At 63.1% G+C, this 19127-nt stretch carries 17 protein-coding genes; 5 read left to right on the plus strand and 12 right to left on the minus strand.

Going from position 1 to position 19127, the window contains the following annotated elements:
- The first annotated feature begins 63 nt into the window (after nucleotides 1–63).
- Nucleotides 64–351 (plus strand): YciI family protein, encoded by a 288-nt coding sequence (locus tag KCX59_RS20150; protein WP_091463445.1) that lies wholly within the window; start codon nucleotides 64–66, stop codon nucleotides 349–351.
- Here KCX59_RS20150 and KCX59_RS20155 read toward each other — a convergent pair.
- From KCX59_RS20155 to KCX59_RS20185, 7 genes are all read right to left on the minus strand, one after another.
- Entirely contained in the window at nucleotides 327–1148 is an 822-nt protein-coding gene (locus KCX59_RS20155; protein WP_179016984.1) for an SGNH/GDSL hydrolase family protein, read from the minus strand. The genes KCX59_RS20150 and KCX59_RS20155 overlap by 25 nt on opposite strands.
- Nucleotides 1145–1981: an SGNH/GDSL hydrolase family protein gene (locus tag KCX59_RS20160; protein WP_178993557.1), complete on the minus strand. Its 837-nt coding sequence runs from the start codon at nucleotides 1979–1981 to the stop codon at nucleotides 1145–1147. Before KCX59_RS20160 ends, KCX59_RS20155 begins: the two co-directional genes overlap by 4 nt.
- Nucleotides 1982–2251: 270 nt before the next feature.
- Nucleotides 2252–3307: a siderophore-interacting protein gene (locus KCX59_RS20165; RefSeq protein WP_091463451.1), complete on the minus strand. Its 1056-nt coding sequence runs from the start codon at nucleotides 3305–3307 to the stop codon at nucleotides 2252–2254.
- The gene (locus tag KCX59_RS20170) at nucleotides 3304–4128 is read right to left on the minus strand and encodes an ABC transporter ATP-binding protein (RefSeq protein WP_091463454.1); all 825 of its coding nucleotides are present in this window, start codon (nucleotides 4126–4128) and stop codon (nucleotides 3304–3306) included. The genes KCX59_RS20165 and KCX59_RS20170 overlap by 4 nt, the downstream gene beginning before the upstream one ends.
- Nucleotide 4129: 1 nt before the next feature.
- A complete protein-coding gene (locus tag KCX59_RS20175) occupies nucleotides 4130–5239 on the minus strand; it encodes a FecCD family ABC transporter permease (RefSeq protein ID WP_179016985.1) in 1110 nt (369 codons plus the stop codon).
- Nucleotides 5236–6351: a FecCD family ABC transporter permease gene (locus tag KCX59_RS20180; protein WP_179016986.1), complete on the minus strand. Its 1116-nt coding sequence runs from the start codon at nucleotides 6349–6351 to the stop codon at nucleotides 5236–5238. Before KCX59_RS20180 ends, KCX59_RS20175 begins: the two co-directional genes overlap by 4 nt.
- Before the next feature lie 5 nt (nucleotides 6352–6356).
- The gene (locus KCX59_RS20185) at nucleotides 6357–7427 is read right to left on the minus strand and encodes an iron-siderophore ABC transporter substrate-binding protein (RefSeq protein WP_091463464.1); all 1071 of its coding nucleotides are present in this window, start codon (nucleotides 7425–7427) and stop codon (nucleotides 6357–6359) included.
- A 457-nt stretch (nucleotides 7428–7884) separates the two neighbouring features.
- On the opposite strand from KCX59_RS20185, the gene KCX59_RS20190 reads away from it, so the two are divergent.
- Entirely contained in the window at nucleotides 7885–8379 is a 495-nt protein-coding gene (locus KCX59_RS20190) for an FBP domain-containing protein (protein ID WP_091463466.1), read from the plus strand.
- Between the two features lie 100 nt (nucleotides 8380–8479).
- Here KCX59_RS20190 and KCX59_RS20195 read toward each other — a convergent pair whose 3' ends face one another.
- Genes KCX59_RS20195 through KCX59_RS20205 form a run of 3 tightly spaced genes read right to left on the minus strand, consistent with a single transcriptional unit; the run spans nucleotide 8480 to nucleotide 14389 of the window.
- Nucleotides 8480–11971: an ATP-binding protein gene (locus KCX59_RS20195; RefSeq protein WP_179016987.1), complete on the minus strand. Its 3492-nt coding sequence runs from the start codon at nucleotides 11969–11971 to the stop codon at nucleotides 8480–8482.
- Entirely contained in the window at nucleotides 11968–12939 is a 972-nt protein-coding gene (locus tag KCX59_RS20200) for a DUF4194 domain-containing protein (protein ID WP_179016988.1), read from the minus strand. Before KCX59_RS20200 ends, KCX59_RS20195 begins: the two co-directional genes overlap by 4 nt.
- Complete coding sequence (locus KCX59_RS20205) at nucleotides 12932–14389, minus strand: DUF3375 family protein (RefSeq protein WP_091463472.1); 1458 nt, start codon at nucleotides 14387–14389, stop codon at nucleotides 12932–12934. The genes KCX59_RS20200 and KCX59_RS20205 overlap by 8 nt, the downstream gene beginning before the upstream one ends.
- A 371-nt stretch (nucleotides 14390–14760) precedes the next feature.
- Between KCX59_RS20205 and KCX59_RS20210 the strand changes: the two genes are divergently transcribed.
- Both KCX59_RS20210 and KCX59_RS20215 read left to right on the plus strand, forming a co-directional pair.
- The gene (locus KCX59_RS20210; protein WP_091463474.1) at nucleotides 14761–15063 is read left to right on the plus strand and encodes a hypothetical protein; all 303 of its coding nucleotides are present in this window, start codon (nucleotides 14761–14763) and stop codon (nucleotides 15061–15063) included.
- A 62-nt stretch (nucleotides 15064–15125) separates the two neighbouring features.
- Nucleotides 15126–17090: an acyl-CoA dehydrogenase family protein gene (locus KCX59_RS20215; RefSeq protein ID WP_178993548.1), complete on the plus strand. Its 1965-nt coding sequence runs from the start codon at nucleotides 15126–15128 to the stop codon at nucleotides 17088–17090.
- A 4-nt stretch (nucleotides 17091–17094) separates the two neighbouring features.
- Here KCX59_RS20215 and KCX59_RS20220 read toward each other — a convergent pair whose 3' ends face one another.
- Nucleotides 17095–17550, minus strand: a complete 456-nt coding sequence (locus KCX59_RS20220) for a YchJ family protein (protein ID WP_179016991.1) — start codon at nucleotides 17548–17550, stop codon at nucleotides 17095–17097.
- Between the two features lie 137 nt (nucleotides 17551–17687).
- On the opposite strand from KCX59_RS20220, the gene KCX59_RS20225 reads away from it, so the two are divergent.
- Complete coding sequence (locus KCX59_RS20225) at nucleotides 17688–18551, plus strand: hypothetical protein (protein WP_179016989.1); 864 nt, start codon at nucleotides 17688–17690, stop codon at nucleotides 18549–18551.
- A 7-nt stretch (nucleotides 18552–18558) separates the two neighbouring features.
- Here the strand turns inward: KCX59_RS20225 and KCX59_RS20230 are convergent, their stop codons facing one another.
- Entirely contained in the window at nucleotides 18559–19050 is a 492-nt protein-coding gene (locus tag KCX59_RS20230; protein ID WP_091463493.1) for a flavin reductase family protein, read from the minus strand.
- Nucleotides 19051–19127 lie beyond the last annotated feature (77 nt).

The raw sequence follows: 19127 nt of genomic DNA on the forward strand, positions 1-19127 counted from the left end.
CATCTTATGAGAATTCCCCACTTCCTTAGGTCCCGGCCCGGCCTCAGGCGATAGGCTGACGGCATGTTTGTCGTCTCATTGACCTACAAAGTTCCCGACGAAATTGTCGATTTCCACCGCCCGGGCCATATGGCCTGGCTTAAGGACGCGTTCGACGCCGGGACATTCCTAGCGTCCGGACGCCGCGTCCCAGCCACCGGCGGCGTTCTGCTCTCCAAAGTGGACAGGGCGACGCTGGATGCTTCTCTGGCGAAGGACCCGTTCTACAGCAATGGCGTTGCCGAGTTCGAGATCATCGAATTCACTGCCACCAGCGTGGCTGAAGGTTACGAAAACCTGCTTGACAGCTGAGGTTTTGCCCGAGCGGTTCCCAGCCGTTCCGGCAACACCACCGGCATCAGTTCCGGCCACCGCGCTCCCAGATGGTCACCGCTCGATACGCCGCGGACCCGCCGCTTAAGCCAAGGCCCGACGTCGCGCCTCAGCCAGGCGGCGTCGTCGGCAATGTTTTCGGTGAAGGTCCGCGGACGGGGAGCGGCAAGCGTTGGTGAGGTCAGCGAGTGGGGGGCCCCGAGGACTTCGAGGACTTTCTTGGCCATGTAGCTGTGGCCCGGGGTGGACATGTGCAGGCGATCCGGAGCCCACATTCGCGGGTCCTGAAACTTCTCGAAGCACCAGTAGTCCACCAAGAGCGTTCCGTACTTTGCGGCGATACGCCGGATGTGACGGTTGTAGATGGCAGTGCGCAATTTGAGCGGCTCAAGCAGGGGCGACAAAGGAACGTTGTACCCCGTGAAGAGCAGGACCATGGCTCCGCTGGCTTTGATCCTTTTGACGGCGTCTTCGTAGTCCCGGATGAGCCTGGCCATGTTGAGCCTTGCCATGAGGAGATCGTTCCCGCCGGCGTAGAAGCTGACCATCGTGGGATTCATAGCGAGGGCGGGCTCGATTTGTTCGTCGATGATCCGATGGAGGCGCCGTCCACGAACAGCCAGGTTGGCGTATCGCACGGTTTCGTCGTGTCTTGCCAGTTCTTCGGCCACCCGGTCCGCCCAGCCCCGGCAGTTGTTGGGGAGCCTGAGATCGTTGTCGCCGACACCCTCAGTGAAGGAGTCGCCGAGGGCCACAAACCGGACCTGGTCTTTCATTGCGCTTTCTCCCGGTCTTCCATGAGCTTTTTCAAGCCGCCCTTGCGTGGAACCTTCACGGGCTCCGGCCAGCGCGGGCCGATGGAGTCCCCAAGAGTGACACCGCGTAATTTGCGTCCGAACAGCGGAACCACCCAGTCATTGACCCAGCGGCGTTGCCGGCGCTCCCATTCGCGCATGGACATGCGGCTGGGCGGGTCCCATTCTTTCGGTGAGATTTTGTGCGGAACGTTGAGATGGTCCAGAACCTGGGCAGCCAAATACTTGTGGCCCGCCTTGGACATGTGGAGCCGGTCCGGGGCCCACATCCGCGAGTCCTTGTACGCGTCGAAGCACCAGTAGTCCACCAGGACTGCGCCATATTTGGCTGCGATGCCGCGGACTCTCTGGTTGTAGTGGGTGTTGCGTTTCTTGAAGGGTTCCAGGACGGCAGACACTTTCACGTCGAAGCCGGTAAACAGGACCAAAGTGGCACCGGTTTCGCTGAGGCGCGCGACGAGCAACTCGTAGTCATTAAGGAGAGCATCCATATCGGTGCCGAAGTCGAGGATGTCGTTTCCGCCTGCGTAGAGCGTGACGAGCGTTGGCTCCATGGCGAGGGCGGGCTCGAGTTGTTCATCGATGATGTGCCGAAGCCGCTTGCTGCGCACTGCCAAATTGGCGTACTCCCAGCCCGGCTGGGCCTTGGCTAACTTCTCGGCAACCCGGTCGGCCCATCCGCGGACCCCGTTGGGCAGGATCTTGCTCGTGTCCCCCACGCCTTCGGTGAAGGAATCTCCGATGGCGACATACCGCCGTCGAACCTTTTTCCCGTCCCCGAATTCCTCCCGCACGCAGCCGACGCTACCCGCCCCCGGTTACGCCGGAGCCAACCCAAAGTGAACAAGCCAACGGGAAGTGAGCGAGCGTCGCCCCCAAACCCGAGGGACGTGAGCGAGCGTCGCCCCCAAACCCGAGGGACGTGAACGAGCGTCGGAAGGTGACGCAAGAACGGGCCGCTCGGTGGGCATCCGGCAGCGTGCGTCAAAGCGACGAAGGAGCAGCACGCCGAGGATGGCCACCGAGCGGCCACCCAGCCGCTGCGGCGGACCAGAAGAAGAGGCTTAGCCCTCCGCCTTGCCGCGTCGCCAGTAACCCATGAAGGCAACTTGCTTGCGGTCGATACCAACGTCCCGTACCAGGTACCGCCGCATTTCCTTGATCACGAACGCTTCACCGGCAATCCATGCGTAGAACGGGAGTGCGCCTGCGGGAAGGGTGGGGTTTTTGGTGGCCTCGATGGCTGCCGTGTCCATGCGTTGCGGGGTTTCCCAGAGGATGTCCTGGTCCACGTTGACGTCTTCGGGCTCGGGTCCGGCGGCGGTGCCTGCGCCCTTGATGCCTACCCAGCCCGGCACGGGAACGGCCTTGGCGACGGCTTCCTTGAGGAGTTCGCCGTGGGGTCGTGAGCGTCCGATGGCTGCGCCACGTGCGAGCCAGGTGATTTCGATATCGGCTTCGGTGGAGATGTCTTGGAAGTCGCCGGCTTCGGGTACCTCGAGGAAGGCGTGGCCGGTCATATCGGCGGGCAGGCTTTCCAGGATGGCGCTGATGGCAGGGACAGCGGTTTCATCGCCTGCCAGGAGTACGCGCTGGGCCAGGCCCGGACGCCATTCGATGCCGCCGTAGGCGCCGGCCGTGGTGCACTGGGCTGCTCGGTTGTTGGGGCCGATGATGGTGATGGCGTCCCCTGGTTTCGCCGCAAGTGCCCAGTTGGCAGCGGGTCCGCCGTGTCCGGCGTCGTCGAAGTGCATGACGAAGTCGATGTCGATCTCGGGGTACACGGCGTCGAGGCGCTCGGACCGGACCGTGTAAGTGCGCATGTCACCGCGGACGGACGGGTCCATGGCCAACCATTCCTGGTACCAGCCGGCTTCTTCCATTTTGAAGGGCGGGAGCGGGATCTGCTGTCCGGCGGCGTCGAAGGACGGGATCATCAACTTCACGCGGAGGTCCAAAGTGTCCCCTGCAACGCCGAAGTCACGCAGCGAGTAGCCGCCGAAGGTGATGCGACGGAAGTTGGGGCTGAGCTCCTGCACGGCCGTCACGGTGACGTCAAAGGCGAGGGTCATGGGCTCCACGGCGGCGCTTGCTTTTGCCTGTGTCGGTTGTGCACTCATGAGGCGATCTCCAGTTCGTTGGTTGAAGCGGGGCGTGCGTGGTGGCGTCCAATGGGGACGATCAGCGGTGTGCCTGAGATGGGGTCCGGAACCACTCGGGATTCCAAACCGAAAACGTTCAAGACCAGTTCTTCTGTCACCACGACGGGCGCAGGTCCTTCGGCCACGATGCACCCGCCTTTCATGGCGATGACATGGTCGGCGTAGCGTGCAGCAAGGTTGAGGTCGTGGAGCACGATCGCCACGGTGGTTCCGCGGCTGCGGTTGAGGTCCGTGATCAGGTCCAGGACTTCCACTTGGTGTGCCAGGTCCAAGTACGTGGTGGGCTCGTCCAGCAGCAGGACTTCGGTTTCCTGCGCGAGGGCCATGGCGATCCAGACGCGCTGGCGTTGTCCGCCGGACAACTCGTCGATGCTTCGCTCAGCGAGTTCCAGCGTTGAGGTGGCGTTCAGCGCGCGCTGCACCGCGGCGTCGTCGGCTGCGCTCCAGCTGCGGAAGAAGCCTTGGTGCGGGTATCGCCCGCGGCCCACGAGGTCCCGGACGGTGATGCCGTCGGGAGCGGTGGGGTGCTGCGGGAGCAGGCCAAGGGTGCGGGCGAGTTCGCGGGCGGGGCGGGTGTGGATGTCCTTGCCGTCCAGCGTCACGGCACCGCGGGCCGGCTTGAGGAGGCGGGACAGTCCGCGCAGGAGGGTGGACTTACCGCAGGCGTTAGCGCCAACGATCATGGTCACTTTGCCTTCGGGAATCTCGGTGGTGAGTCCCTCCACCACCTTGCGTGCCTCGTACTGGAGCGTGAGGTCCTTGGCATTAAGGATGGCCATGTCAGGCCTCCTTTCGGTTCGACGTGACCAGCAGCCACAGCAGGAAGGGGGCGCCCAGGGCGCCGGTGATGACACCGACCGGAAGGACGGTTCCGTCGAGGATGACGGGTGCGATGTTGGAGGCGAAAAAGTCTGCGAGCAACACAATCAGGGCGCCAGTCAGGGCCGACGCCGGCAGGCTGGGTTTGCGGACGATGCGTCGGGCGATCGGCCCGGCGAGGAAAGCGACAAACGCTACGGGACCGGCAGCAGCGGTTGCGACGGCGGCAAGTCCGACGGCGGTCAGCACCAGTGCCAGCCGGGCGGCGTTGACCTTGATCCCGAGGCCAGCGGCGGCGTCGTCTCCGAGTTCGAGGATGCGCAACGGCCCGGCAAGGGCAATGACGGCCGGAACAAGGATCAGCAACGAGACTGCGAGGACGCCGGCCCGATCCCACGTGGCCGAGTTCAATGATCCATTGAGCCAGACGAGGGCATCGGCGGCAGTGCGGATGTCCGCGCGGGTCATGAGGAAGTTGACCACCGCGTGAAGTGCAGCCGCGATGCCAACGCCAGCCAGGATGAGCCGGTTGCCTGCAGCGTTGCCGCGGCTTCCTCCGCCTGCGCCGGAGCCGCCGCGGGAGATTGCGTAGATGATGGCCGCGACGCCGAGCGCTCCGGCAAGGGCAGCACCGGAAACCACGGCTCCGGAAGCGCCGAAGATGACGATTGCCGTCACGGCCGCCGCACTGGCGCCGTAACTGATGCCAATGATGTCCGGGCTGGCCAGCGGGTTGCGCAGCATGGTCTGGAACAGTGCGCCGGCCAGGCCAAAGGCGATGCCGATCATGGTTCCAACGACGGCGCGGGGCAGTTTATGCTCCATCACGATGAAGCTGGCTCCGGGGATTTTCTCGCCGCCGGTCAGGTGGTTGATGACGATGGTGAAGAAGTCCGGGATGGTCACCGTGTAGCTGCCCAGGAGCACGTACACCGCGAACATGACGATGACTGCAAGGCCCAGAAAAAATGTGCGGCTGAGCACGCGCCGAAGTGACAGTTGATGCCCATGTTTGTGGGAATCATTGGTGTTAAGTGCCAACTCGGTGGGGAGCTTGTGAACGGTGGTCACAGTCCGGCCCCCTTTCCGCGGCGGATGAGCCAGACGAAGACGGGAGCGCCGATGATGGCGGTCACGATGCCTGCCGGGACTTCACCGGGGAGAAGGACCACGCGACCGATGATGTCGGCGCTGATCAGCAGGATAGGGGCCACAACGGCGGAAAACGGCAGGATCCATCGGTAGTCCGGGCCAGTCAGCGAGCGGACAGCATGCGGAATGACGAGGCCCAGGAACGCGATCGGTCCGGCTACAGCGGTGGCGGATCCACAGAGCAGGACGATGCCCAGCCCGGTGATGCTACGGGCCAAGGTGACGTTTTGGCCGAGGCCGCGGGCAATGTCATCGCCCAGGGCAAGGCTGTTCAGGATACGACCGCCGGCCAGGACGATCAACGCCCCGGCTGCGAGGAACGGCAGCGCGGGAAGGAGGACGGACCAGTCACGTCCGCCGATGCTGCCTACCTGCCAGAAACGGAAGCGGTCGAATGTGTCCTGGCTCGAAACCAGGATGACATTCATCAGGGAGAACAGGCCGGCGCTCAGGGCCGCACCAGCAAGGGCTAGCTTGACGGGCGTGGCACCGTCGCGGCCCAGGGAAGCAACGGCGTAAACCACGGCGGCGGCAGCCGCGGCGCCGATGAAGGCGAACCAGATGTAGCCGGACAGGGAGCCGACGCCGAAAACGTAGATCCCTACGACGACTGCAAGGGCAGCACCGGCGTTTAGCCCCAGGATGCCGGGGTCGGCCAGGGGGTTGCGGGCAACACCTTGCATGGCTGCACCGGCCAAACCAAGTGCGGCCCCGGCCAGGAGGCCCAGCACCGTGCGGGGAATCCGGGCGATCACCACAGCGTGGTTGCCATCTGTCGAATTGAACTTGGTGAGTGCTTCCCACACGGTATCAAGGGGAAGGCCGCGTGCGCCGATCGCCAGGGATGCAGCGCACACTGCGGTGAGTACGACGACGGCCGCCAGCAACCAAGCGGCACGCTTGCCTGCGGTGCTGCGGGAGTCGGTTCCCCCTCCGGTTCCCGCAGTTTCAGGGGAGATGCCTCCCGGGCCAGCCGACACCAAAGTGCCGTTGCCCCTCCCCTGGACTGCCGCCGTCGTACTCAGTTTCATTACAGTTACTTGCCCGCTGCGTCTGCTGCTTTACCCAGCTGCGGCAGGAATGTGTCCAGCGCCCACGGCAGGCTCAACGGCGAAGAAGCGGAGAGCGACAAGGTAAGGCTCGAGTTCGTGTCAGCGATGAACGAACCCTTCTTCACGGCCGGAATCTGGCTGAAGAGCGGGTCAGCCTTGATGGTGTCGGCGGTGGCAGTGTCGGCAACCCAGGTGATGAAGACATCGGACTCGAGCTCATTGGCCTTCTCAGCGGACCATGGGATGAAGAAGTCCGTGGACGTCTTGGTGTTCTGCTCCACCACGGGAGCGAGCTTCATCCCGATTTCGGAGAGGAAGCGAGGGCGGTTGTCGATGGCCGTGTAGAAGCCTGTGGAAGCAGGCGTCACTGGATCGAGATTGCCGTAGATGAAGGTCTTGTCCTTGATCTGCGGGAACTTGTCCACCTTCTCCTTGATGGTGGCCTGGGTCTCCTCGATCAGCTTCTTGGCTTCGGCTTCCTTGCCGAGGGCCTTGCCGATGAGGGTGGTGCTTTCCTGCCAAGGCGTACCAAAAGCGAGCTCCGGCTGCGCCACGACGGGTGCGATTTCGCTGAGCTTCTTGTAGTCAGCCTCTTCCAGGCCGGAGTATGCGGCCAGGATAACGTCAGGGCTGAGCTTGGCGATCTCGGTGAAGTTGATGCCGTCAGCTTCGGAGAACTGAACCGGGGCCTTGTCGGTGCCAAAGCCCGCTCCGAGTTTCTCCAGCGCCGCATCCTTCCAAGGGGTAGAGCCCTTGTCGTTGTTGCCCCATTCGTTCTTCGGAACGCCCACCGGTACTACGCCCAAGGCGATCGCAACGTCGTCGTTGACCCAGGAGATGGTGACTACGCGCTTGGGCTGTTCCTTGATGGTGGTCTCACCAAAGACGTTCTTGATGGTTACCGGGAAAGTTGCCGTTGCTGCCTGCTCAGTTGCCGGAGCCGAGGTTGCGGGGCCAGTTGAGCAGCCGGTGAGGGTAAGAGCGACGGCGGCCAAAGCGGCCGTCGCGGTTCCTGCTGTTTTCAGCAGGGCGCGGCGTGGGAGAAGGGAAGCCACGGGACTCCTTAAGTAAGTGATGCGAACCTAAGTAAGGCTAGCCTAGCCTGCCGAGAATTAAGAAACGTTTGCGTCACCTAATCCAACTCCTTGCCGAAATGGGATGCAGGTCACACGCTCTCGCACATCCCGCGTCCTTCACCCGATCGCTCTCGCAGTGGACATCTGCCCCGGAGTTTTGAAAGTATTAGCGGCAGCGGACTACCGCTTCCAAGGATCACGACGAGGGGATGAGCGTGCGCACTGATTCAGTTGCTGCAGCCATGGTTGGCGAGGTGGCCGCTTTGGCCTGCTTGGCACTCCCCCGCACGTCGGCATCTTCCTAGGTTTCAAGGCACGTCCCCTTGATAGGGGCTAGACAGCTGTGCCCTTCCTTCCCTCGATGGCCGACGCATCCCGCCATTTCCGCGCACATCTTCAGAGCGCGGACGTCGACCATTTCCGAGAGAAGCTTGCCATGCAGAAAATCACTGCTCAACAGATCCGTTCGTCCTTCATCAACGCCAGCCGCTCCGAGGCAGCCAAAGCCAACCTCCCCCGCAACTTCGAAACCATCGACTGGGACAATCTGGAATTCCTGGGTTGGCGGGACGAAAAAATGCCCCAGCGCGGATACCTCGTGGTTCCGCACCGGGGCGAACTCACCGGGATCATGCTCCGGGCTCCCGAAGGTGGCTCCGGGAAGAGGCGCGTAGTCCTCTGCGAACTCTGCCGCGACGTGTTTTCGAAGGACGACGTTTACTTGTGGGTCGCCAAGAAAGCCGGACAATCCGGTAAGGACGGGAACACCGTGGGGACACTGATCTGCGCCGAATTCGGTTGCAGCGCCAACGTGCGCAAGGAACCGCCCGCCAACGAGATCAACCCGGACCCGGCCGCCGTCGTTGTTCGACAAATCGCAGGACTGGAGTCCAGGACCGAACAGTTCCTTGACCGCGTCCGCGCGAAGTAAGTCCAGGAACAATCCCAAGTAGGTAGCAGCAGGTGCCGTTTAGAACCTTCAAAACGGCATCATCTGCTACCTACTTGGGCCCGCCCGACGAGAGGTGACGTCAGCGCAGGACGATGTCCACCGGGTTGGCTTCGGAACGCCATGCTCCTGGTTCCCCAGGCCCGGCGATGACCGGAGCCGTGAGCACACCCGAGCGGTTAGTGCGCTTGTCCCGGAGGATTTCCGTGACGGAGCCAAGGTGCCTGGACAGGTCAATCACGTTTTCCGGTGCGGCCAGGAGCAACTGGAACCCGAATTCGTGAAGCGCCTTGATACCCGCACCCGCGAATTCCTCGGACGCCAGCACGAAGGCTTCGTCCATCATCACGGTGCCGTACGTCGTGAAGCCCTGCTCGGCGATTCCCAGCTGGTAGCTCAGTGCCGCGGCCATGATGAACGCCGTGAACCGCTGGCGCTCACCGCCGGACATGGACCCTGTGTCGGCATGCATGAAGACTTCGGTCTTCTTCTTGCCGGACTTTCCAGTGGTGCCGGTTTTGCCTGACTTCGAAGCAACCTCGCGGTGTTCCTTGCACTGAATAAACAGGTGCCCGCGGACGTCCAGCACCTCAGCCCGCCAGCGCCGATCCTCCGGCGTCTGCGAACCAAGCCGCTTCACCAGGGTCTCCAACGACTTGTAGCGCGCAGTGAGCTCGGCGTCGTCGTCCACTTCTGCCGTTGAACCAGCACCTGCTGAAGCAGCCGTGCCGCGCGACGGCCGCGTGTGCTTGGCCTTCAGGGCGTTCTGGATCGCATCCTTGAACTGTTTGGCCGTGGCCGGCAGTGTCTGCTTGATGTCCAGTTCCAGGAAGCTGCCCTCATGGAAATTGACCTGCGACAGGATGCCGTTGAGGGGCAGGATCCGGCTGGTGATGCTTCGCCGTTCCTCATCCAGCAGATGTAACAGCGTGCTGAAGGACTCGTGCGTGCGTTGGTTGAAGAACAGCCGGAATTCGGCCTCCTGCGCGGGCAGGCCATCGCTCACGATCGCGTGGTACCGGGATTCGAAGTCCCCTGCAGCTCCAATCGAGGTGCCGTGATCGGCGCTGATGGCACTTCCCCAGTCGCGCACGAATGCCTCGAACATACGGGTCAGCCGCTCGGCCGTCGCTTGGCCCCGGGATTCCGCAGCATGCAGTTCGTCGAGCAACTTATTCCGGACGCTGTTGGCAAGGTTGTCGAGCTCGTAAAGTTCGGAGACTTCACCGACGCCGTCGAAGTACGGCTCCAGCGCGGTGACGGTAGAGGCCGACGGCGGTGCTTGCTCCAGCTTCAACCTCGCCGCATCGAGCAGGCCGTCCGCCGTGGTCATCTTGTGGTCCAGCGCCTTGTATTCGCTCTGCAGGACGGCGGCCGCACCTGTGGAGGACTGGTGCTTTTCCCGGACACTTTCGATGTTGGCACGCAGCGGCTCCAAGTCTGCCTGGGCGGCCAGAGCGTCGGTTAGGCGCTGTTCGATCCTGGCAAGTTCATCCGCGGCCACGGCTGCGGAGACCTGCTCCCATGGCCGCTCATCTTCAGCGACCCTGCGCAGCGCTTCGAGCTGACGTGCCATACCCTGATGCGAATCCTCGCGGCTCTGGGCAAGTTCCGCGGCCTTCACGAGCTCGTTTTCCAGCTCCCCCACGCGCGCTGCCACAAGCTCAAGCTTGGAGGCGTTATCGAAACCGAGGACGTAATCCTGACGGCTCGTGAAACGGTCGTCCTTCTCCACGGTGTGCCTGTTGCGTTTGACCACGCCACCAAGGCTCAGGCCCTTGTCCATCGAAGCAAGCTCGTCAGGGTCCTCAACGCACGGGTACGCGAAGTCCAAGGCAATCCGCTCGCGGATCCACTCCCCGGCGTCGGCGTTGGCGCCCGAGGTGAGAATGCTCAGCTTAGTCAAGAGGTCGCCGTCGGACACGTCCTCCACAGCCAGCGCGCCACCGGCGAGCGGCTTGGAAACATCGACAGCGCGAAGCGCGCCCCGGACGGTGTTGTCGTTCAGGTACCGCGTCACAGCGGCGAAATGCTCACCCGGAACCAGCAATGTGGTGGCGAGGTTACGCAGCGCTCGTTCGGCGGCCGGACGCCACTGATCCTGGCCCTCTGCCAGATCGATCAGCTCACCGCCAAACGGCATCCGCTCTTCCGGAACCCCGGTTGCTGCTGCGATAGCAGCCCGGTTCTCAATGCTCGACGGCGGCAGCAACGACTTGCGCGACCGCAACGAAAGCAGCTCCTGCTGGGCCGCGGCGAGCTCACGCTTCTTGGTCGCGTGTCCGTCAAAGGCTTCAAAACGAAGCTCCTTGAGCGCCTCGGAATCGTCTTTCAACTCCGCCGAGCGAGCAGCTGCCTGCTCGTGCGCCTGATCCCAGCCCTCGGCGGTCCACTCCAGGTTCAGCCCGGCATCGGCCAACGCCTTCTTGGCGGAATCTTCAACTTGCTGACGCAGCTTGAGGCCAACCCGGGCGTTTTCCAACGACTGCTCAATCGCCGAAATCGCGTTGCCGCCGCGGTTGTTGTAATCCAGCTCAAGGTCACGGAGCTCCTTGGCCAAAGCATCCCGCACAGTGCGTTCAGCAGCCAGTTCCTGAGCCTTGGACTGAGCCAGCTCCTTGAAACGGGCCAGCGTCTTGGCGTGCACCGTGACCGCAAGCTGCTGCTTGTAGGCCTCGAACTCCTCGCCGGCCAACTCGCGGAGGCGGTTCGCGTCCAGCAACGCCTGCGCGTACTCCTTGTTCAGCTCCGGAACCGGTGCCAACTGGTCCCGCTGCTGCCGTACGTCTTCCAACCGCTGCCGGATGGACATCAGGTTGCTGAATTCCTCCACCACATCATCGGCGGCAGCCAACGTGGCAGGAGCATCGAGTACCTGGTCGCGGAAGAACGTGTTCACGCTGCCGCCCAAGCCCTTACCGGCCTGGATTACGCGAAGCAGCGGAAGCGCCTGATCCGAGTTGATGCCCAGGAGCCTGCGGAACCTTTCGGCGAACGCCTTGTGCACGTCGAAGACCTGGCCCTCGGGGAAGATCGACTCCAACGCGCCCTTGGTAAACCGCTTCTGCGCAATGCCCTCGATCGCCTCAAGGTCCAACGGCTTGCTGTCAATCACATAAAAACGCCCGACACTCGACTCCGTGCCATTCTTTGGCAAGTCGAACAGAGCCGACACCGTCACCTTCGTGCCAGCCGCATTATCAAACGTCAGTGCGACGGCGGACCAGGTGGCACCGGGGCGCTGGAAGGCACTCGCCGAGCTGTCCCCCACCGCCTTATCACCCACCTTGCCGCGCATGTAAGTGAACGTGGTCCTCTTGTCCTCCACAGCACCGCCGGAACGCTGGGCTGCAGCCTCGTTCGAGCGCGGACGGGCATCAAACACGCGGAGCATCGCATCAAAGAGAGTCGACTTGCCGACACCCGAGTTACCCGTAAGGAGGGTGCCCTTGCGGTCCACGTGCATGGTGTGAGCCCCATGGAAGGTGCCCCAATTGACCACCTGAACGAGCGCCAAACGCATCTGGCCCGGGTTCGTGAGCTCGCCGAGCGGGAGCATGCTTGCAATGGTCACTTGGCTGCCTCCTCTATTGCTGGCTCGCCTATCGCGGCGGTACCGGACACATGCTCGGCATGCTCGGTCGTTCCTCCCCGGAAGCCCCCTACCCTCGCAAGCTCGGCCAGGGAACCCTGCTCCCGTGGGCCCACCTTAGACGCATGCTGCCGCATGTCCCCGGCATCGGCGTGGTCGTCTTCAGCGGATGAGTCGGAGGAGTCGAGGTCCAGGAAGGGCTCTGTTCCGGATTCGTCGGCTGCTACGGCTATCAGGGCCTCGATTTGGGCCGGGATGTCGCCGATGTTTTCGAAGGGGAGTGCAAGCGGGAGGGCGTTGCTGATGGTGTACGTGTCATCCAGCGGGGTGGGGAGGATGAGTTGGCGGGCCAGGAGCTTTGTGATGGTACGGGTGACAACGTCAGAGTCCCGGAGGGCATCCTGTTGGCCAGCGGGTGTGTAGTTAGCGACGAGGTCGGCGATTTCCTCGCGGGTGATGGTCGGGTCGGTCTGGGCTGTGACGTGGCGGTCCAGCAGCAGGCGAAGGCGCAGCAGGACAATGGTTTCCACCCGGCTCAGGGCACGCTGCTGGCGCAGGATGCTTGAGCGGGAACTGGCACCGACGACTTCCGGGTCAACGGGTCGGAGGACTGCGATTTTGCGGTCGTGGTCGAGCTGGAGGCTGAGGAAGAGCTCGGACAGGCGGCTGCGGAGGATCAACTGGTTGTCCAGCAGCGTGGTCCACAGTTTCTCGTCGCGGCCACCGTCGATGTACGGGCCCTTGAGCAGTTTCACCAGCGCATGCCGCACCTTCATGGGCAGCACTCCCGTGTCGCCAGGGAACAGCGCGGCGCCGTCCACGAACGTATCCCGCGGCGTGACCCGGAACGGGTCAGTATGGCTGACTTCAGGAGCAGACTCGGCGTCAGTCGCGTCTTCGGTGACCTCGTCCGCTTCGGTGATGTCCGTCGTCGTGATTTCTTCAGTCATCAGAATCCTTATTCAGCGAGACGACCGGCAGGTACGCGGTGCGGATGCTGCCGTCGATTTGTTCGAAGTCGATGTGTTCCCAGGCGGCCCGGTCGAAAGCCGCGCCGGTCTGCAGTGCCATGGACAGCAGGGTGCGCACGGTGTTGATGTGCCGCTCTTCGGCGGGCAGGTTGTCCCACGCGTCGCCCAGTGTGGCTGCGCCTGCCATGGCTGCCCGGACAACCTCAGGCCGCGCTTTGCCGGTTCGCGCTGACCGCACCCGGTCCGAGTCGCTGAAAGCGATGGGATCGGCCAGGCGTGGTGGTGTTGCGAATTCGTCGGGGTCGAAGAGTTTGACCATGGCCAGCGACTCGAACCCGGCATTGAAGAGCGCGGGTCCGCGGACCAGGCCGGGTCGGTCGCGTTCGTAGGGCATGGATCGGATGGCTTGTTCGGCCTCGGCCAGCACCTTTCGCAGGCTGACGGACTGCCTGACGTCGTCGCTTTGGATGTAAGTGTTCAGGCTTTCGGAGAGCTTGCCGTAGATCCGCTGGATCTGGCTGTGCTGCGTGCGCAGCTCGGCCACCAGGTTCTTCAGCGTTTCACGGTCCTCATGGGAGAGGTCGTCCGCGAACTGCCGGCTCAGCACCTCGCCGATCGCAGAGCGGAACCGCAACTGCTGCTGCGGATCCTCCAGAAAAGCAGTGAACGAGCGGAAGGTGCGGCCCTCGGGGCTTTGCCGCAGGCGCTTGTCGGCCTCCAGAACCTGGGCCATGGTGGCGCCCTTGCTCAGGGATTCCTCGATGATCTGGTTGCGGAGCTCGCCTACCAACTCTTCGATGCGGTCACGCATCTTCTTGTAGTCGGCAGGCAGGCTAGCCGCGAGATCCAGGATGTTGCCGGCCGCTTCAACGGCTTCCTCATCATCCAGGAGGCCGTCAAACTCGCCTGAGCTGATGTCTTCCACCAGCTGTTGGCGTTCCTGGATTTCCTCTTCCAGGGCTTCCAATCGCGCGCTCTGATCCGGGTTGGTCTCGTTGGCGAGCTTCTCCACGTCGCCCAGGAGCGTGCCAAGCCGCGAACCGTTCAGTGTGGAACGTTCGCTGGAGAGACTGTCCAGGAACGCGAGCACACGGGCAGCGGGCTCGGTAACTTCGTAGACGATCTGACCTGATTGGTTGCGACGCGTCAGGAATTGTTTACGGGTCCATTCGTCGCCGAAAAGCTTGCCGTTCTGCTGGCCGCCCAACGCCGGGTCCTGCCGGCGGAGCTGTTCAAGGAAAGCGTCGACGTCGGCGTGAAACTCTTCGAGTGGAAGCTGCGGCCGGGTGCGGGTAAAGGATGCTTGCAGCACCGCGATCACCCACGGCGCCGACCGCGTCAGAGCCCATGCGGGGCCCTTGGTCAACTGTTCGAGGTCACGGAGCCTCGCGCTAATGGCGTCGGCGGAGGACATGGCTGAACGGGACAATTACTCTCCTTCAGCTGCTGCGAAACCTGGCTGGCAGCGAAAACTGCCCCGTACAAGGTTAACGCAGAGCGTCGCGGGGGCCACCGACGGGCCCATCGCTGGCCGGCTGGGGGGCGGCCGGCGGCGGATGAGCCGCCGAAGAGCCGCCGAAAAGCGCGCCTCCCGTGCCGCCGTCGAACCCGTCCTCGTACCTGGTGGAAGCTTGCCTGCCGCAACCATTCCGTAACCTACCGCCCGGTATGGTTTCGATCCCATATCAACGCCGCCACGACGCGTTTCTGCTCTGGCCGGAAAGTACTCCCGCCCCTAGTGTCAGAGCATCGACGCAGCCACGCCGCGTCAACCCATGCATCGTCGCCCCGGGGGGAACCATGAATTTCGACTTCACTGCGCTTGATACAGCCACTTACGTATTCATTGGAACGCTGGTTTTCGCTGCAATTCTTGTGGCCTTTATCGCCGCAGCAGCAATGGCAACAATTATTCTTATCGGAGCAGCGGGCATTGCTTGGTACGCCATTAAGGCGGTGCTGGGCGGCCTTGTCCACGGCATTAACTTTGCGTGGGACCGTGTGGTTCACCACGCCGGACAAGTGGAAATTCCTGCCGAATTCCAGCCGCAGGTTTCCCCTAGCACCGGTAGCTACTCGCGGGTAGCATTGAGGGACAGCTGAAGGGTTCGCACCCAAGGCGGACCCTGGCTCCATCCGGCACCACCGGCTAGAGGAGTTACCCCATGACGTCCGCCACTGACAACAGTCTCGCCGCTGCAAGCGTCAATGCCACCGCAGAAGAAGCCCGCGCCGTTGCCGAGGCTGCCCGGGAAACAGAATGGAACCGGCCCAGTTTCGCCAAAGGCCTGTACCTGGGCAGCTTTGACCTCAGCCTCATACACCCATGGCCGCAAGCCAGACCTGACGATGTCCAGCGTGGCGAGGAGTTCATGGCCCGCTTGGTGACATTCGCCAAAACTATGTCCGGCCGCGTCATTGAGCACGATGCCAAAATTCCCGACGAATACCTGGTAGGGCTCGCCAACCTGGGTGTATTCGGCATGAAGATTCCGCGTGAATATGGCGGGTTGGGCTTGTCTCTGGTCTATTACGGCCGCGCCCTTGCCCTGCTGGGGTCGGTACATCCGAGCCTCGGCGCCCTCATTTCCGCCCACCAATCCATTGGTGTTCCGGAACCCGTAAAAGAATTCGGCACCTCTGAGCAGAAGCAGGAATACCTGCCGCGCTGCGCCGCCGGCGCCATTACCGCGTTCCTCCTGACAGAGCCCGACGTCGGCAGCGACCCCGCGCGCATGGGCGCCACTGCGGTGCTGTCCGACGACGGCGAGTCTTACCTTCTGGACGGCGTGAAACTGTGGACCACTAACGGCGTGATAGCCGAACTCGTGGTGGTCATGGCCAGGGTGCCTTCGCACACCGATGCTGACGGCACCGAGCATAAGGGCGGTATCTCCGCTTTCGTGGTGGAAATGAACTCCCCCGGCATCACCGTGGAGAACCGCAACGCCTTCATGGGCCTGCGCGGAATCGAGAACGGGGTGACGCGCTTCCACCAGGTTCGCGTCCCTGCAGCCAACAGGCTCGGCCGCGAAGGGCAGGGTCTCAAGATCGCCCTCACTACGCTTAATACCGGACGGCTCTCCATCCCTGGCCTGTGCGTCGCTGCCGGAAAGTGGAGCCTGAAAATCTCCCGCGAATGGTCCAACGCACGGACCCAGTGGGGGCGCCCGGTGGGCAAACACGAGGCCGTAGGCAAAAAGATCGCCTTCATCGCCGCCACCACCTTCGCGTTGGAGGCCGTGTTTGAACTTTCCGCCGAAATGGCTGACGCCGGCCAAAAGGACGTTCGTATCGAAGCCGCGCTGGCCAAGCTGTGGTCCACGGAACTGAGCTGCCGGATCGCTGACGAACTCGTACAGATCCGCGGCGGCCGGGGCTTCGAAACAGCCGAATCCCTGGAGGCCCGCGGCGAACGGGCAGTACCGGCCGAGCAACTCCTCCGGGACCTCCGCATCAACCGGATCTTCGAGGGCTCCAGCGAAATCATGAAGCTCCTGATTGCCCGCGAAGCCGTGGATGCCCACCTTGCCGCCGCGGGCGACCTTGCCTCCGCGGATGCGAGCCTGCAGGACAAGGCGAGGGCCGCCGTCGGGGCCTCCGGCTTCTACGCGAAATGGCTCCCGAAACTCGTAGCCGGCGCCGGGATGGATCCGCGGTCCTATGCGGAGTTCGGGCGTTTGGGCAAGCAACTGCGCTTCGTTGAAAGGTCCTCGCGTCGGCTTGCCCGGCAGACCTTTTATGGCATGGGCAGGTGGCAGGCCAAGCTTGAGCACAAGCAGGCGTTCCTGGGCAGGATCGTGGACATCGGCGCTGAGCTGTTCGCCATGGCCGCATGCTGTTCACGCGCCGAAATGCTGCTCCGGACCCACCCCGAACAGGGCGCTGCCGCGTACGAGCTGGCCGAGGCATTCTGCGAGCAGGCACGCGTGCGGGTGGACGAATACTTCGATCAGCTGTGGAGGAATACTGACGACGGCGATCACGACCTTTCGCGCAAGGTCCTCGCCGGCGACTACGCCTGGTTGGAGGCCGGCGTCCTGGACCAGTCCGAGGGAACCGGCCCTTGGATCGGCGATGCCTCGCCGGGCGCCTCAACCAAGGAGAACCTGCACCGCAGCTACCGGTGAGCCATTAGCGAACGTCCCCGTCCACATAGAACCAGCGCTTCCCTTCCCGCACGAAGTGGCTGATTTCGCGCTGGACGCCGCGTTCGCCGTCGAGCCTGTAATGGGCAGCGAACTCCACGGTGCCCGACATATCCAAGGGGCCACCCTTCGTTGCGGAAACGATGTCCAGCCTGCGCCACTCCATGTCTGAATCGAGGTCCATGGACGCTGGACGGGTGGAGGCGTGCCATGTGCGCAGGAGGTAGCCGGCATCAAGGACGACGAAGGCCGCATACCTGGAGCGCATGAGTTGCCCGGCCGTGGGCGCGTCGGCCTCGCCGCGGTGGAAACGTCCGCAGCAATCGACGTACTGCTCACCGGAGAGACACGGGCAAGCGCCATTGCGCAGTCGGGCTGAATCAGGGGTCACGAGGTCCCAATCTGAGGCTGAAAATGAGAGCTGGGCAACATATTTTCCCACGCCGTATAACAGCTTTGAAACAACCCCGCCGGAGTGTGGGGCGGGGCGTGATTCCATCGGCGCTGGACCTTAGGCTTGTATATGCAAGCTGGGTGGGCAATGGGCGCATCACAAAACGACGGCCAGGGGAGGCTAACGTGGAGGATCCGACAACACTCGCCATCAATCTGACGTATTTGGGCACACTGGGACTCGCGGTCCTGATGTTCCTGGGGCTCGGGTTGATCATTATCATCACTCTTGTGGTCGCCGGAATTGGACGGCTCCTGTCGATCATCCTCTTGGCGATGGTGGGGATTTTCCCCAAGAAGGACCACACTCCCATCGTTCACCTTCCCCAGCATCCGGCGCATGTGCCTGATCCCGTGGCTGCCGACGATTCCGCGCTTTCCGCCCCGGAGCCTGCTTTGGTGCCCGCACCTGCACCTGCTGCAGTTTCGGAGCCCGCCGCAGATGCCCCGGTTACCGTGCCCGCCACAGCTGCCGCGCCCAAGCGCGACCTCATGGGAGACGTTCGACGGCGGCTCTCGGGTGCGTCTTCCACGCTCAAGGAAGGCGCGTGGAAGGCAAAAGTCGACCCCCGCAACCTTCCGAAACCGGCCGAGGTGAAATCGGTGGTGGAACACCAGACCGCCCACCATCCCATAGTCGTTGCAGCCGCCAAGGAACCGCCTGTGCTCGCAAAGGACTGGGCGGATGCTGTGGCCGAGGCAGACGAACGCGCTGCGGCGCGAGCCAAAGCCCAACAGCCGCCCGCCATCAAGGTGACTGTCCGCGACCTTGACGACCCCACGCCGTCGCCCAATGGCAAAACTCCGACTCCCAAGCGTCCGGACTTCCCGCCCAAGAGGCCGGACAACGGCTCCGTGCAGCCCGGTGAAACCAAAGGCCCTGGATCAAGCAACGGAGCCAAGAAACCAGGCCCGAGCACTTCCAAGAGTGGAAAGTCGCCGAGCCCGATTCGAAAAGGTTCGCTCAGCGGAGCCAGCCGCAACTCCTAGCTGACGCCTACGCTGCCAGCTGCCGGAACGTCGCACCGTGGTAGATCAAGGGCTTGGACTCGAGGTTGATGGTGGTCGCTTTTACCTCGAGAACCACAATCGCGTGATCACCGGCCGGCGTCTCGGAGATGACTTCGCATTCGAAACCCAGCACCGCGCCGTCGATCAGCACTGCACCTGAGTCGCTCACGCTGGTGTCCAGCCCGGCGAAACGGTCGCGCGTCTTGGACGCCAGTTGGAGGGCCGCCGCTTCCTGACCTTCGGCGAGAACCGAAACTCCCAGGCGCTGGGCCTGGCGCAGCTTCGGCCAGGTGGTGGAGGAGTTTTGCACTGCGAACATCACCAACGGCGGTTCCAGCGAAACACCAACCGTAAAGGACGACGCCACCAGGGCTTCCGGCGTGAAATCCACCATCGCGCTGAACGCGGCAACTCCGGACGGAAACTGCGCAAATGCTGCCTTGATGGCCGCCGTTTCTTCCACTGTGGTCTGTGTCATTCCGCTGTCCCCTATCGTGCGTAGCCTGAGTTCCTTTCCATAATTCACCTGCTTGGGGCAACGGCAATATTTGTTGA

It is taken from the genome of Paenarthrobacter nitroguajacolicus (assembly GCF_051027655.1).
Taxonomy (GTDB): domain Bacteria; phylum Actinomycetota; class Actinomycetes; order Actinomycetales; family Micrococcaceae; genus Arthrobacter; species Arthrobacter nitroguajacolicus.